Source organism: Microbacterium aoyamense (assembly GCF_023155855.1).
In the GTDB taxonomy this organism is placed as follows: Bacteria; Actinomycetota; Actinomycetes; order Actinomycetales; family Microbacteriaceae; genus Microbacterium; species Microbacterium aoyamense.
Map to the genome: position 1 here is coordinate 1192322 of NZ_JAKNUT010000001.1, position 15183 is coordinate 1207504.

The 15183-nt window shown below is 70.3% G+C and carries 14 protein-coding genes; 8 read left to right on the forward strand and 6 right to left on the reverse strand.

Annotated features, from left to right (window positions below; all coding sequences use genetic code 11):
• The 5 genes from MA876_RS06075 (at window position 1) to MA876_RS06095 (ending at window position 5314) form a co-directional block, all read left to right on the forward strand.
• Window positions 1-1674: a cytochrome b/b6 domain-containing protein gene (locus MA876_RS06075; protein WP_248146938.1), complete on the forward strand. Its 1674-nt coding sequence runs from the start codon at window positions 1-3 to the stop codon at window positions 1672-1674.
• Window positions 1675-1676: 2 nt separating this feature from the next.
• Window positions 1677-2483, forward strand: coding sequence for an MBL fold metallo-hydrolase (locus MA876_RS06080; protein WP_248146939.1), 807 nt, complete (start codon window positions 1677-1679; stop codon window positions 2481-2483).
• A 64-nt stretch (window positions 2484-2547) separates the two neighbouring features.
• On the forward strand, window positions 2548-3813 hold the full coding sequence (locus tag MA876_RS06085) for a sensor histidine kinase (RefSeq protein ID WP_248146941.1): 1266 nt from the start codon (window positions 2548-2550) through the stop codon (window positions 3811-3813).
• Entirely contained in the window at window positions 3801-4478 is a 678-nt protein-coding gene (locus MA876_RS06090) for a response regulator (protein ID WP_248146943.1), read from the forward strand. The genes MA876_RS06085 and MA876_RS06090 overlap by 13 nt, the downstream gene beginning before the upstream one ends.
• Window positions 4475-5314 (forward strand): DUF4097 family beta strand repeat-containing protein, encoded by an 840-nt coding sequence (locus tag MA876_RS06095; protein WP_248146945.1) that lies wholly within the window; start codon window positions 4475-4477, stop codon window positions 5312-5314. The genes MA876_RS06090 and MA876_RS06095 overlap by 4 nt, the downstream gene beginning before the upstream one ends.
• A gap of 152 nt (window positions 5315-5466) precedes the next feature.
• On the opposite strand, the gene MA876_RS06100 is transcribed toward MA876_RS06095, so the two are convergent.
• Window positions 5467-6222, reverse strand: coding sequence for a coenzyme F420-0:L-glutamate ligase (locus tag MA876_RS06100; protein ID WP_248146947.1), 756 nt, complete (start codon window positions 6220-6222; stop codon window positions 5467-5469).
• On the reverse strand, window positions 6223-6729 hold the full coding sequence (locus MA876_RS06105) for a GNAT family N-acetyltransferase (protein WP_248146949.1): 507 nt from the start codon (window positions 6727-6729) through the stop codon (window positions 6223-6225).
• A gap of 140 nt (window positions 6730-6869) precedes the next feature.
• Here MA876_RS06105 and MA876_RS06110 point away from each other — a divergent pair, with 140 nt between their 5' ends.
• Entirely contained in the window at window positions 6870-7430 is a 561-nt protein-coding gene (locus MA876_RS06110; protein ID WP_248146951.1) for an acyl-CoA thioesterase, read from the forward strand.
• A gap of 21 nt (window positions 7431-7451) precedes the next feature.
• On the forward strand, window positions 7452-8786 hold the full coding sequence (locus tag MA876_RS06115) for a hypothetical protein (protein ID WP_248146953.1): 1335 nt from the start codon (window positions 7452-7454) through the stop codon (window positions 8784-8786).
• On the opposite strand, the gene MA876_RS06120 is transcribed toward MA876_RS06115, so the two are convergent.
• From MA876_RS06120 to MA876_RS06135, 4 genes are read right to left on the reverse strand one after another with little or no spacing between them, the layout of a single operon-like run.
• Window positions 8690-9199 (reverse strand): hypothetical protein, encoded by a 510-nt coding sequence (locus tag MA876_RS06120; protein WP_248146955.1) that lies wholly within the window; start codon window positions 9197-9199, stop codon window positions 8690-8692. The genes MA876_RS06115 and MA876_RS06120 overlap by 97 nt on opposite strands.
• Window positions 9196-9735, reverse strand: a complete 540-nt coding sequence (locus MA876_RS06125) for a hypothetical protein (protein WP_248146956.1) — start codon at window positions 9733-9735, stop codon at window positions 9196-9198. The genes MA876_RS06120 and MA876_RS06125 overlap by 4 nt, the downstream gene beginning before the upstream one ends.
• Window positions 9732-10424: a hypothetical protein gene (locus MA876_RS06130; RefSeq protein WP_248146957.1), complete on the reverse strand. Its 693-nt coding sequence runs from the start codon at window positions 10422-10424 to the stop codon at window positions 9732-9734. Before MA876_RS06130 ends, MA876_RS06125 begins: the two co-directional genes overlap by 4 nt.
• A 9-nt stretch (window positions 10425-10433) precedes the next feature.
• On the reverse strand, window positions 10434-11330 hold the full coding sequence (locus tag MA876_RS06135) for a LysR family transcriptional regulator (protein ID WP_248146958.1): 897 nt from the start codon (window positions 11328-11330) through the stop codon (window positions 10434-10436).
• Window positions 11331-11432: 102 nt separating this feature from the next.
• Between MA876_RS06135 and MA876_RS06140 the strand changes: the two genes are divergently transcribed.
• Window positions 11433-15098: a proline dehydrogenase family protein gene (locus MA876_RS06140; RefSeq protein ID WP_248146959.1), complete on the forward strand. Its 3666-nt coding sequence runs from the start codon at window positions 11433-11435 to the stop codon at window positions 15096-15098.
• The last annotated feature ends 85 nt before the right edge of the window (window positions 15099-15183 follow it).

Here is a 15183-nt window from a genome sequence, read left to right on the forward strand (position 1 = left end):
ATGGCGTCGTACGGGCAGACACTGCGTCGTGGGCTTCCGCGCCGCCCCGGCGGCGACCCCTGGCCCCCGGCCGGCGACGCGCCGGTCGAGGCCGTGGGGGCTGTGACGACAGCGCCTGCGGTCGCCGAAACCGTGGAACCGCCCGTCGCGCCGGCCGGGGTCGATGAGTCCATCGCCGCGGCGCCAGCTGATGTTTCGACGAGCGTGCCCGCCACCGCAGCCGGTGCCGCGGCCTCGCGCGCAGACGCCGGAGGCCGTGCCGTCCGTCGGGGCCTGCCCCGCGTGCCCGGCGGCGAGCCCTGGCCCCCGGCATCGGCCGCCGCGGCCGCCGTCGCGACCGTAGCCGCCCCCGCCGTTGCCAAGACTCCGGCGGACGAGCCGGTCGTTCCGGCCGTCGACGCGGCCCCGAAAAGCGAAACCCCCGCGACCACCGTCAGAACTGCTGCGGCGACGACCGCGGGGTCGGGGAGCGCGCTGCGGCGCGGCCTGCCGCGCGTGCCGGGCGGCGACCCCTGGCCTCCTGCGGGCTTCGCGCCCGCTGCCGTTGTCGCAGACGACATCGTCGTGGAGACGGTCGGCGTCGCACCCGAGCCTGCGGTGCAGGAGTCCGCCGTGGCCGCGGTGCCCGCGGCATCCATCGACGTGTCGACACCGCTCCCGTTCACCCGCACCGTCTGGCAGGGCGCGGCCGCTCGCCGGTTCGAGGCGGAGCAGCGGGCGGGAGTGAAGCTGACGACACCCGAACCGCAGCGGCACGGGCCGTTCACGAAGCTGCAGTGGGCCGGGGCGGTGATCGTCGGCGGTGGTGGACTGCTGTTCGCCGCGGGCATGGCAGTGCTCATCGTCCGATGGCTGCTGTCCACGCAGTGGGGGGTCGACTTCCTCGCCGCCTACCCGGGCGAGTATCACCTGCCCGAGGGCGCCCCCGTCGGGTTCCCGGCGTGGCTGGGCTGGCAGCACTTCTTCAATGTGTTCCTGATGGTGCTGATCATCCGCTCCGGGCTGCAGGTGCGCACCGAGAAGCGTCCGACCGCGTTCTGGACGCCGCGGAAGAACCCGAAGGGCAAGATCAGCCTCAACCTCTGGTTCCACCAGAGCCTCGACATCCTGTGGTTGGTCAACGGTGTCATCTTCGTCGTGCTGCTGTTCGTCTCGGGACAGTGGATGCGGGTCATCCCGACCTCTTGGGAGGTCTTCCCCAACGCGGTCTCGGCTGTGCTGCAGTACATCTCGCTGGACTGGCCGACCGAGAACGGCTGGGCGAATTACAACTCGATCCAGCAGATCGCGTACTTCGTCACGATCTTCATCGCCGCACCGGTGGCAGCGATCACCGGGTTCCGGATGTCGGGCATGTGGCCCAAGAACGCGAAGGGCCTCAGCAAGGCGTACCCGATCGAGTGGGCGCGCGCCGTGCACTTCCCGACGATGCTGTACTTCGTCGCGTTCATCGCCGTCCACGTCTTCCTCGTCTTCGCGACGGGGGCCCTGCGCAACCTCAACCACATGTACGCGGCACAGGGCTCAGTCGACCCGAACGCCTACGCCGACAACTGGACCGGGTTCTGGTTCTTCGTGGCATCCCTCGTCGTGATCGTCGCCGCCTGGATCGCCGCCCGCCCACTGACCCTCGCCCCCATCGCCCGGTTGTTCGGCAACGTCAGCGGGCGCTGACCATGGTGGACGCGGAGGGGTGGACGCGTCTCATCACGCGTGTGCTCGCGTCGAATCCGGGGCCGATGACGCTCGACGGCACGAACTCGCTCGTGATCCGTGCGCCGGGGAACGAGACGGCGGTGGTCGTGGACCCGGGGCCCGATGACGCGCATATCGAGACGCTCCTCGCGCTAGGCCCCGTCGATCTGATTCTCCTGACGCACCATCACATCGACCACACGGAGTCCGCGGCGCGCTTCTCGACCTTGACGGGTGCGCCTGTGCGTGCGGCCGATCCGGCGCTCTGCATCGATGGCCCCCCACTCGCAGACGGTGAGCTCATCGTCGCCGGCGGCACACGGATCGAGATCGTCGCGACCCCGGGGCACACGGCGGATTCCGTGTCGCTCTTCCTGCCCGACGACACCGCTCTCGAGACGGAGCGGACGGGTTCGATGATCACCGGCGACACGATCCTCGGCCGGGGGACGACGATCATCGCACAGCCCGACGGATCGCTCGCCGACTATCTGCGTTCGCTCGATCATCTCGCGGCGTTCGGGCCGGTCGCGGTCGCCCCCGCGCACGGGCCGATGCTCGATGATCTCGCCGAAGTCTGCCGCGTCTACGCGTCGCACCGTCGCGAGCGCCTCGCATCCATCCGCGCCGTGCTCCGAGGTCTCGATCTCGAGCCGAAGACGGACGCCACGACGGTGACGGCCGTCGTGGATGCGGTGTACTCCGACATCGCCCCAGAGGTGCGGTTCGCCGCCGAGGCATCCACACGGGCGCAGCTCGAGTACTTGGCGGATCACACCGGGGGATAACCCGAAGCGAAGTCTCCGGCCACCTCGGGAGCGCTCGCGCGCACGTGCGGCCTACCGTGGGCGTATGGCTTCCCAGACTGTCACGCCGACCGTGTCGGTGACCTCCCCGCGAAGAGTCGCCGCCGCGATCGCCCAGCTCGCCGCGCTCGGCGTCATCGGACCGGTCGTGCTCACGATCCTCGGCACGTTCCTCGGCCTCGGTGTGGGTCTGCTCCTCGTGTTCCTCATCGGAATCGTGTTCCTGCTCGCGCTCGTCTACATGCTCTACGGCGTCAGCTGGTTCGAGACGGCGCGCATCGACGGGCTCTACGGTTTCGGCCTTCCCGCCCGCCGACTCCGCACGAGCGGTCGCCCCGGGTTCGGGGGCTTCCTGCGCACCCTCTGGCTGCAGCTCACTGACCCGGGGAGCTGGCGCGGTGTCGCGAGCTTCACGATCGCGACGATCCTCGGCTGGATCGTCGTCGCGCTGGTCGGCATCGCGGCATCCGGTGTCGTGCTCGCCTTCGCTCCGCTCTATGCCGACGGGCAGGCCGTCCCCCTCGTCCGGACGGGGCTTGACGTCCCCGTCCTGTGGGCGGTGCCGGTGGGCCTGATCGCCGCTGCCCTCGCGCTCGCCGCGATCGTCGGCTGCGGCATCCTGCACGGGATCCTCGCCCGTGCCGTCCTCGTCCCCTCGCGCGAGGCGCAGCTCGCCGAAGCCGCGCGCACATCGAGTGCGCAGCGCGCCGGTGCGGTTCGCGCAGCGGACGTCGAGCGCACGCGCATCGAGCGCGACCTGCATGATGGCGTCCAGCCGCGACTCGTGTCGGTCGGAATGACGCTTGGCCTCGCGCAGCAGAAGCTCGAGAGCGACCCCGAGGCGGCGAAGGCCCTGATCGCCGAGGCGCACACCTCGACGAAGGCGGCGATCACGGAGTTGCGGCAGTTGGCCCGCGGCATCCACACCTCCGTCCTCGACGACCGCGGACTCGACGCCGCCCTCTCGGCGCTCGCGGGCCGCTCGGTCGTGCCGGTGCACCTCGACGTGCGCATAGAGGGGCGATGCAGTCGGGATGCCGAGGCCGCCGCGTACTTCGCGATCGCCGAGGCGCTCACGAACGCGGCGAAGCATGCACACGCCTCGGAAGTGCGGGTCGTCGTGCGGCGGCGTGACGGTGGGATCCTGTGGGCCCGCGTCGAGGATGACGGCGTCGGTGGTGCGCGGATCATCGCCGGAGGCGGCCTCGACGGCATCGTGAACCGCATCATCGCGGCGGGCGGAGAAGCGCGCCTCGACAGCCCCGTGGGCGGACCGACGTCGGTGGAGGTGAGCCTGCCGTGCGCATTCTGATCTGCGAGGATTCCGCGCTGTTGCGCGAAGGACTCGTCCGGGTGCTGGAGGACGCGGGTCACGACGTCGTCGCCGCGGTTCCGGATGCCGCGAACCTCGACGAGACGGTCGACGAGTCCGCTCCCGAACTGTGCATCCTCGACGTCCGCCTCCCGCCGACCTGGACCGACGAGGGCATCCGCGCCGCGCTCGCACTGCGCGCACGGCTGCCGCAGCTCGCGGTGCTCGTGCTGTCGCAGTACGTCGAGGAACGCTACGCCGCAGAGCTCGTGACGGGCAGCGGCGGAGCACTCGGCTACCTGCTCAAGGACCGCGTCGCGGACGTCGCCGAGTTCCTCGAGACGGTCGACCGCATCGGCGCCGGGGCGACCGTGCTCGATCCTGAGGTCGTCGCGCAGCTGCTGAACCGCCGCACGCGGGACGACCGGATGCTGCGGCTGACCGACCGGGAGTCCGCGGTGCTCGCGCTCGTCGCCGAGGGCCGCTCCAATCAGTCCATCGCCCAGACCCTCCACGTGACAGAGGGCAGCGTCGAGAAGCACATCACGAGCATCTTCCAGAAGCTCGGCCTCGAGCCCGACGAGTCGGGCAACCGGCGGGTGCTCGCTGCTCTCGCCCACCTCGAACACGGGGGCAGCGGCCCCCAGGCAGGAACGAACCGATGACCACCACGCTCACCCCGCCGCCCGTCTCGCCCGGCCCGCCGCCGGCGTCGTCGCCGTCCAGCAGCGGACGCATCATCGCCATCGTGCTGATCGTGATCGGCGCGGTCATCATCCTCGGTGCTGTCGCATCGGCAGTGTTCGCGACGGTCGCGGCGGCCTCGGCACGCACGACGTCGACCGCGCTCGCCGTCGACGGCGTCAGCGACCTCGACGTCGACGTGTCAGCCGGGTCGCTGCGGATCGAGTTCACCGACACCCGCGAGGCCGAGCTCGAGGTCACGAGCTCGTGGGGTCTCGCCCGGTGGACGCTCGAGCGCGAGGGAGACGAGCTCAACGTCGCCTCACCCCAGGGGTTCTTCAACGGCGGATGGCTCTGGGGCGGCACGGGCGATGCCGTGCTGCGACTGCCGAGCACGCTCAAGGGCATCGATGCCGACCTGGGCCTGTCGGCCGGAGACCTCCGCGTGGACGCCGCCTTCGACGAGGTGAACCTCGAGATCGGTGCGGGGAGCGCCGACATCCAGGGCATAGCGCGCGACCTCGATGCGCAGGTCAGCGCGGGCAGCGTCGACCTCGACCTCGAGAACGCGATCGAGGTGTCGATCGGGTTGAGTGCGGGATCGATGGATGCCGTCTTCACCGGCAGTCAGCCTCGGTCGATCGACGCCGAGGTGAGCGCCGGCAGCCTCGACCTGACCGTGCCCGAGGGCGAGTACAACGTGCAGTCCGAGGTCTCGGCCGGAGACTTCGACAACCGGATCGACTCGACCTCGGACGCGCGCAGCACGATCCGCGTGCAGCTGTCCGCGGGCTCGGCGACGCTCCGCGCCGGCTGAGCGGCGGCTCGCGGGCCCCCGCCTCCCGCACGAAAATCGGTCAACCGCGCGAACTTCGGACCCCAGTGAGCTGGGAACTCCGACCTTCGCGCGGTTGATCGATTCTGGTGACGGGGACTGGTGGCAGGCGCCGCACCGCGTAGGAGGAGCGGTTAGGCGGATGCGCGGCCTGCGGCGAAGCCCTCGGCGTACGCCTCGTCGGCGCCGAGACGGAACATGTCGCGCTCGAGAGGACGCACGATCGACCGGGCGCCCGGCAGATCGAGCGGGCCGACCAGATCGGCGCGGCCGCGCACGACGGCGACGGGGCGCTGGGATGCCTTGCCCTTGACGAGATCGGCGGCCGAGGCGATCTCGTCGGCGACACACGGCATCGTTACCACGAGGGGGCGGCCCTCGGCATCGGTCTGTCCGCGCAGATCTTCGAAGACGTGGACTCCGGCCGCCCCGATCGCGGAGTCGGTCTGGCCCTCGCGCCACGCGCGGCCGAGGGTGTCGGTGACGATCACCCCGATCTCGGCGCCGAGCAGCGTGCGCAGACCCGACGCGATGGCGCGGGCCGAGGCATCCGGATCCACCGGCAGGAGCAGCACCGTGCCTTCGGGAGTGTTGGATGCATCGACCCCCGCGGCGGCGGACACCATCCCGAGCCGGTTCTGCACGATGCGCGTGCGACCGCCGTTCGGCGTCTCGCGCGTCGCGACGACGCGCACGGTCTCGGCCGTGATGGCGTCCTCGCGATCATCGGCGGCGACGATCCGACCCTCGGCCTTCGAGACGATCTTGGACGTCACCACGACGATGTCACCGCCCTGAAGCTCGCCACGTGCAGCGGACGCGATCAGTGCGACGAGGTCGTCGCCCGGGACGATCTCAGGAATGCCCTCGAGGGCCCAGACGGAGAGCATTCAGCGGACGAACCGTACCTCGGTGAGCGTCTCGCCGAGGAAGGGCTCGGTGTGCGTCGCTCCGTCGAGGGTGAAGCCGTTGCGCACGTAGAAGCGGTGCGCGCGGGGGTTGTCGTCGGCGACCCAGAGGTACGACTCCTCGTCGTCGGGAACGACGGCGTCGAAGAGGCGCTGGCCGATGCCCGTGCCGTGGAACGCGTCGAGGAGGTAGATGAAGTACAGCTCGCGGAAACGCGGGGCATCCTTGTCGCGAGCGGGACCCGAGCCGGCGAAGCCGACGATCTCGCCGTCTGAGAGGGCGGCGAACATCTTGAAGTCGGGGCCCTGTGCTGCCCAGTGCGTCCACAGCTCGGCCAGGCGCTTGGGTGAGACGGCCTCGAGGGCCGCCTTGCTGATCAGGTGGTCGTACGTCTCGTGCCAGCACGTCGCGTGGACGCGACCGAGTGCTTCGGCATCCACGTCACGGACCGGACGGACGACGATGTCGGTCTGGAGTTCGGCAACCATGGCCAGACTCTACGCGCGCCCTGCGACGACGCGAAATCGAACCGATTCGCCGAATCGGCGGACAGAAATCATCGCCGCGGTCTGTAGGAATGCGACATCCCTTTCGCTGAAAGGACCGCGTGTGGCTACCATCGCACCTCGTGAACGTGATCTGGCGCACCCTCCTGACGATCTGGCGCGCGAAGGCGCAGCTGCGCCGCAACGGCCCCCTCGACCCGACCGCGATCGGCCGTGTCACGGTGCGGACGCTCCCCACCGACATCGACCTGCTCGGCCACATGAACAACGGCCGGTACGGCTCGCTCTTCGATCTCGGCCGGTTCGATCTGCTGATCCGCACGGGCCTGTGGGACCTCCTCGCCGAGCGCAAGTGGTACGCCGTCGTCGCGAGCGAGACGATCACGTTCCGCAAGTCGCTGGAGTTGTGGCAGTCCTTCACCGTCGAGTCTCGGCTCATGGGTCACGACGAGAAGTCGTCGTACCTCATCCATCGGGCCGTCGTCGACGGCGAGATCTACGCCGAGATGATCGTGCGGGCCCGCTTCCTCCGCCGGAGCGGAGGGATCGTGCCGCTCGAGGAGCTCTTCGAGGCGCTGCATCGCCCCGATGACCTTCCCGAGCTCGAGCCCTGGGTGCACGAATGGGCCGAGGCATCCGCCCTGCCGTCGACCAAGAAGCCCGCACCGAGCACCTGGCGCTGATCGTCGCGATACCGTGAGATCGTGATCGCGATCCTCACCGGAGCCGGGCGGCAGCTGCTCGCCCACTGGCCTCCGATCGTCGCGTGGTTCCTCGCGGGAGTCCTCGTGAACTGGGCGGTCATCCAGGTCGCCGGGTGGGTCGGCGCGTACTCCGCGCTCGGCGGTGCGCTCCTGCTTCCGCTCGCGATCCTCGCGCGCCTCGTGAGCTACGTCGCGATGTTCCTCGTCGTGCGCGACGGGATGCGGGAGCTCGGCATCATCGCACCGCGGCCCGAGAGCGCCGACGATCGCCGCGAGCAGTTCCTGCGCGCGCTCCTCGGATCGATCCTTCCGTTCGTCGCGTTCTACGCCGCGTGGGGTCTCCTGCGCGACGACATGGCCTTCTACTACCAGCGTGTGCTGGAAGTGGGCGTACTGCGCGGCGAGGTCGGCGACGGCGAGAACGGCTGGCTGTCGTTCAGCATCTGGACGGTGCTGCTCATCGTCATCGCCTTCGGTCTGCGCTGGCTCCTGAAGCGGCACGCGGCACGGCTGCCACGATGGTTCGCTTTCGGGGCCGTCTATCTCGAGCTGCTCTGGGTCTTCCTCACCGCCACGCTGATCGGCGACGGGTTCGCTGCGCTCGGTTCGTGGGTGGACTCCCGTCAAGCGGTCGTGTGGGTCGCGGACGCGCGGTCATGGCTCTCAGGTCAGCTCGTGGTCATCGCCTGGCTCTGGGAGGCGATCGAGTGGTTCCTCGGCGAAGCGGGCGGCATCATCCTCAAGCCCCTCGCGTGGCTCGCGATCGCCGGCGTCGTGTACGGCCAGGCGGTGGCGCCCCGCGGCGTCCAGGTGCGTGGGGGCTTCGTCGATCGCGCGCGCACGCGGTGGACGCGGGTCCCGGGCTGGCTTCGGTCGAGGCTCGCTGACGTGTGGGGCGACCTCATCGGTCGCTTTCGGCCCATCGGACGCGTGTTCGTGCTGATGTGGCGGGCGGGGCCCATCCTCATCGGCGGGTACATCCTGCTCTACACGGTGCTGACGGCTCTCGAGTCCCTCTTCGGGATCGGGGTCACACGCGTGTTCGGGCCGAACGACTTCGCGGGCTTCTGGGCCGTCAACGATCAGCTGATCCTGCTGCTGATCCCGCTTCTCATCGAACCGCTGCGCATCGTGCTCGTCTCGTCGTCGTACGACCAGGTGATCGGTCGGCTGCTGCAGCGGGATGCCGACGCCTCCGCCGAGGCGCTGACCACGGCATCGGACGGCGCCGGGTCGACTCACGGCACGGCAGCCAGCAGCAGGCGCTCGCCGTCTCCGGCGGCGCTGAACAGCTCCAGCACGAATGGTCCCGATGCGTCCGAGGGGACGACGTAGTCGAGCGACAACGTGTACGGACCGGGCTGCGAGGTATCGCAGTAGGTCACGCGCTCCGGATCGTACGGACGATCCAGCGAGAGGCTGGATTCGATCCAGCGGCGGCCTTGGCCTGACGCTTCGACGAGCTCCGGGGGGAGGCACGCGAACTCCGAGCGCCGGGGATCGAGTTCGAGCTCGACCGCGATCACGCGCGCACCCGGAGGCGCGCCCTCGACGCGGTCGAAGCTCGCTCGGAGCGGACCGACGTCCGCACCCGCGTATTCGGCCGTCTCGCCGACGGCGACGGCCCGCGTGTGCATCGCCGGCAGGTCCTGCCACGCGTTGAGCGAGATCACCACGGCCGTCACGGGAGCCAGCACCGCGATCGCGCCCAGCGCGAGCGCGTTGCTCCTCCACCAACCCCGCGTCACGATCGGGCCGATTCTGTCGGGTTCAGTTCGATCGAGTCGACGGTGTCGAGTGCGGCCAGGTCGACGGACAGCTCGATGACGGAGTCCAGCCGAGGCGTGGGGTTCATACCGAGCACGATCGTCGCGCCGCCCGTGCGCACGTCCGGGGGCAGCTCGAACGCGAGGTCGCCTGCCATGGTGAGTCCGGCATCGAGCGACTGCCGACGCATCGTCGACACGCGTTCGCTCGCGGAGTAGGTGCGACCGTCGGTCTCGAGTGTCGTGAGGAACAGACCGCCGGGTTCGAGGATCGCGCCGGCCGACAGTTCCACAACGATCCAGTTGCCGTCCGCACTCCAGTCGCCGGAGGTCACGGTGTCGGCGTGGCGAACGCTCGAGATCGTGGCGTGGAGGTTCCGGCCGACGGCCGGTTCCCCGATCGAGGCGCGAACGGGGAAGGGCGCCTCACGGGCGTCCTCGGGTGGGGTGAGTGCGGACACGCCCCATGCCGCCACGACGAGCGAGACGCCGATCGTCCATTGCAGCGCGCGCTTCATGACGGCTCCGTCTGCGCCGCGTCGCGGATCTGGAGCGTCAGCTCGGCCGCGGGCCGCGGGTCGGTCCAGGACGTCCCCGACATGACGAACGTGCCGGTGTACAGGGCGAGATCGTTGAGGGTGACCCGCAGTGTGTCGCCGTCGTGGTACTCGCCGTCTTCGACGCGCAGACGGAAGTCGAGTTCGACCGGCATGCCGGGCTGCAGCGTCTCGGACGCCGTCGCGTCATCGACCCGCATGGCGCGCGCATCTGCCAGTGACAGCCCGTCGATCGTGATGTTGTCCGTCAACCCCGCCGTGGGCTGGGGCTTGTCCCAGAGGTTCTCGGCGAGAACGCGCACGATGAGCATCCGCTCGCCTTCGTCGAGGTAGATCCCCGCGTCGGGGTCCGCGTCCTGCAGGTACGCACTCTCGACCGTGAGTGCGTACTGGTCGCTCACGTGCACATCGCCGGCGGCGATCGTCGAAGGGCCGGGCGGGTCGACGGTCGCGAGGCCGCCGAAGGCAGCCGTGACGACCAGGAGGAGCGCGGTCGCGATGCCGGCGAACCAGGATGTGGGCACGCGGCCGGCCGCCGTCCGCACCCAGCGGAAACGGCGCTGCGGCTCGGGCGCCGGGGGCTGCGCAGCCTGAACCTCGCGCACGCGGCGCGCGTCAGCGCGTGTCTGCGGCGCACCCCCATCCGTCACGCGATCAGCCTATTCGACGGTTGTGCCGTCGGATCTGCGCGCGGGGAAGGCGGCCTGGAGGGCGCCGAGCACGGCGCGGATGCCGGGCCGCGTCGCCGACGAGGCTCGCAGTGCGGCGAAGACGTCGCGCGCGGGCTCGCCGGGAAGCTCCACGAGACGCACCGGCGGTCGTGAGCCCGCCCATACGAGGTCGGGCAGTACCCCGACGGCGACGCCGGAGCGGATGAGTCCGATGTGCGCGGTGAGGTCGGCGAGCTCGAACCGCACGTCCGGCTCGAAGCCCGCGGCCCGACACTGCTGCACAGCCCACTCGCGGGCGGCCGTTCCCTTCGGCTCCATGACCCACGCGCGGCCGGAGACCGCCGCGAGACCATCGGCGGGATCCGATGCCGGCACCGCGAGCCGGATCGCATCGCTGCCGAGGAGCACCCGCTCGAGGCCGGCTTCGTGCGCCCGCGTGCGCCCCGGGTACTGCTCGGCGATCACGAGGTCGAACCGCCGCGCCGAGAGCTCGAAGAGTCCCTCCTCCGGAGGACGTTCGGCGACCTCGATGCGCACAGCCGGGTCCAGCGCCGAGAGAGCTGCCGGAAGGATCGCATGGACGGCGGTCTGCATCGCGGCGATGCGCACGGGGGCGATCCCCGGCTGCAGCGACTCGAGCTCGCCGCGGATCCCCTCTTCGAGCTCGAGTGCGCGCGCCGCGTGCTCCGCGAGCGCCGCGCCGTGCTCGGTCAGTCGGACGCGCCGCCCGTCGGCCACGAGCAGCGGCACACCGGCATCCTTCTCCAACTGGGCGAGCTGCTGCGAGATCGTCGACGGACTGTACGCGAGGGCCTCCGCGACGGCGGCGAGCGTGCCCCGGAGCGCGAGCTCGTGCAGCAGTCGCAGCCGTCTCAGCTCGAACACGATGACCCTTCGATGATGTCGATGAGTAATCATCGCAGATGATCGCTTTTCATGAATGATTGAAGGGTGGATGCTGGAACCACCCTGAAACGAAGGACCGCGATGTCGCCGCAGCCCGCCCCCACCACTTCGCTCGCCGACGCGGCGATCGCTCTCGCCCAGCGCTGGACGACGGAGGCCGCCGGTGCCCACGTCGATCCCGCCGCCGAGCGGCTGGCCGGGGTCTTGAAGGATCCCAACGGCCTTCCCTTCACGATCGGCTTCGTCGACGGCGTGATGCGCCCCGAGAGCCTCTCGGCCGCGGCATCCCACCTCCAGCGCGTAGCGCCGCTCGTGCCGGACTTCCTGCCCTGGTACCTTCGCTCGGCGGTCGCCGTCGGGGGTGCTGTCGCGCCCGTGCTGCCGACACCGGTCGTGCCGATCGCGCGGCGCGTCCTGCGCGAGATGGTCGGGCACCTCGTGGTCGACGCGCGTCCCGAGAAGCTCGGCCCCGCGATCGCGAAGATCCGCGAGAGCGGCGCACGGCTCAACCTCAATCTGCTCGGCGAGGCCGTGCTCGGCGAGACCGAGGCGCAGCACCGGCTCGAGGGCATCCACGAGCTGATCCGCCGGCCGGATGTCGACTACGTGTCGGTCAAGGTGTCGGCGATCGCGAGCCACATCTCGATGTGGGCGTTCGACGAGGTCGTCGACAAGGTCGTCGAGCGGCTGCTCCCGCTGTACCTCAGCGCGCAGCAGGACGGCACCTTCATCAACCTCGACATGGAGGAGTACCGCGACCTCGACCTGACGATCGCGGTGTTCACCCGCATCCTCGCCGATCCGCGGCTCCAGGGCCTCGAAGCGGGGATCGTCCTGCAGGCCTACCTGCCCGATGCGCTGCCCGCTCTCGAAGGCCTCACGGAGTGGGCGCAGGAGCGCGTCGAAGCGGGCGGGGCGCGCATCAAAGTGCGTCTCGTCAAGGGTGCGAACCTCGCCATGGAGCGAGTGGATGCCGCGATGCACGACTGGTCGCTCGCGACCTACGGCTCCAAGCTCGATTCGGACGCGAACTACGTGCGCTGCCTCGACTTCGCGCTGCGCGCAGCGCACACGGGTGCGGTGCGGATCGGCGTCGCGGGGCACAATCTGTTCGACATCGCCTACGCGTGGCTGCTCGCGGGGGAGCGCGGCGTTCGCGACGCGGTCGAGTTCGAGATGCTGCTCGGGATGGCGCAAGGGCAGGTCGAAGCCGTGACGCGCGAGGTGGGACACGTCCTGCTCTACGTGCCGGTCGTGCGTCCGGACGAGTTCGACGTCGCGATCAGCTATCTCGTGCGGCGGCTCGAGGAGAACGCCTCGAGCGACAACTTCCTTTCGGCGGCCTTCGAACTCGTCGACGACCCGTCGATGTTCGACCGCGAACGCGACCGGTTCGTCGCATCGCTCGAGCGCGCGGCAGATCCGTCGCTGCCGACCGGGCCGAACCGCTCCCAGGATCGGACAGTCGGCGTCGCCCCGACCGCATCCCTCACCCGCCCGGCCGCTTCGGACGAGGCAGGGCTCACCGAGGCCGTGCTCGGCATCGCCCGCTCAGCGGCGGCGGATCCGGGCGAGACGGTTCCCGTCGCCGGGCCGGTCGACGCACATCTGTTCGGCGGCGAGGCGTTCGTCGACACGGCCGTCTTCTCGTCGCGCGAGTCGGAAGCGACGGCGTACGGCGCGCCGGGGTTCCGCAACGCGGCCGACTCCGACCCGGCACTGCCCGCGAACCGCGCGTGGGCGCGCGACATCCTCTCGCGCATCGACGGGTCGACCGCCGGCGACGCGACGATCGAGGCGTCCCATGTCTCCGACCCCGCCGCGCTCGACGCGATCGTGGCCCGTGTGCGTGCCGCGGCCGCCGCATGGGGGGCGACCCCCGCGGCCGACCGCGCTCTCGTGCTGCAGGCGGCGGCACGCGCGCTCGAGGAGCGACGCGGCGAGCTCATCGAGGTCGCCGCCTCCGAGACGGGCAAGGTCTTCGCCGAGGCCGACGTCGAGGTCAGCGAAGCCGTCGACTTCGCCAACTACTACGCGGCGACCGCACGCGAGCTCGACAGCGTGAGCGGTGCCGTATTCGAGCCGGCGAAGCTCACGGTCGTCACGCCGCCGTGGAACTTCCCCCTTGCGATTCCCGCGGGCGGAGTGCTCGCCGCTCTCGCCGCCGGCTCGGGCGTCGTCTTCAAGCCGGCTCACCAGGCGCGTCGCTGCGCCGCCGTCATCGCCGAGGCACTGTGGGACGCGGGGGTCCCCCGCGACCTGCTCGCCCTCGTCGCGCTCGACGAGCGCGAGCTCGGAACGCAGCTGATCTCGCACCCCGACGTCGATCGGGTGATCCTCACGGGTGCGTGGGAGACCGCGGCGCTGTTCCGCTCCTGGCGACCCGACCTGCCGCTGCTCGCCGAGACGAGTGGTAAGAACGCGATGATCGTCATGCCGTCGGCGGACCTCGACCTCGCGGCATCCGATCTCATCAAGAGCGCCTTCGGCCATGCCGGGCAGAAGTGCTCGGCGGCATCGCTCGCGGTCCTCGTCGGATCCGTCGGCCGTTCGAAGAGGTTCGCACGACAGTTGGTGGATGCCACGACCTCTCTCCGCGTCGGCCCGCCGACCGACGCGCTGAGCGAAGTGCCGCCCGTCATCGAGCCCCCGCACGGCAAGCTCGAGTGGGCGCTCACGACCCTCGACGAGGGCGAACAGTGGCTCGTCGCGCCGCAGTCGATCGATCACGGTCCCGAGTACGAGGGCCGCTTCTGGCGACCGGGCATCCGTGCCGGCGTCCAGGCCGGATCGAGGTTCCACCGCGAGGAGTTCTTCGGTCCCGTGCTCGGCATCATGCACGCGAACTCCCTCTCCGAGGCGATCGAGCTGCAGAACGCCGTCGCCTACGGATTGACTGCCGGGCTGTACACGCAGGACCCCGACGACCTCGCTCAGTGGCTCGACACCGTGCAGGCCGGAAACCTCTACGTGAACCGCGGCACGACGGGCGCCATCGTGCAGCGACAGCCTTTCGGCGGCTGGAAGCGCTCCTCGGTCGGTGCCGGCACGAAGGCCGGCGGGCCCAACTACCTGATCGGTCTGGGGACATGGCGCGCGTCCGCGGGCGGACAGCCCTCGTCGACGCTCCACCTGCGCGGCCTGGACTCGCGGCTCACCACCATCATCGAGGCGGCCCAGCCCTCCCTCGGGTACGAGGAGTTCGAGTGGCTTCGCCGTGGCGCGCTCTCGGACGCGATCGCGTGGGACCGCGAGTTCGGCCAGGTCAAAGACGTCTCGCGCCTCGGGGTTGAGCGCAACCTGTTCCGCTATCGGCCGATGCCGGGCGTCGCGGTGCGGGCGACGTTGGATGCCGCGCCCCACGCGATCCTGCGGACAGCCCTCGCGGGCATCCGCTCGGGCGCGGCCTTCGCGATCAGCGCTCCGACGGGCCTTCCGGCGGCCGTGCGCCGAGCGCTCTCCGACGTCGGCATCGGTGTGTTCGTCGAGACCGACGACGAATGGCTCGCTCGCGCGACCGCGGATCGCCCGTCGCGCGTGCGGTTCATCGGCTCACCGGCATCCGTCGCCCGCGCCCACCGCGCGCTCGCCGAAGCGACCGACGGCGACCCCGATCTGGCGGTCTACGACAACGAGGTCACGACGGCGGGGCGGCTCGAGCTGCTGCCATTCCTGCATGAGCAGGCCATCGCGATCACGGCGCACCGCTTCGGCAACCCCGATCGGTGGAGCGAGCAGGTCATCTGAGGGCTGCCCAAGATAAACAACTTATCTTTCTGGTTCCGCGGTTACGAATGCGCCACCATGAACGAGGGGAGTGATCGACCCGGCC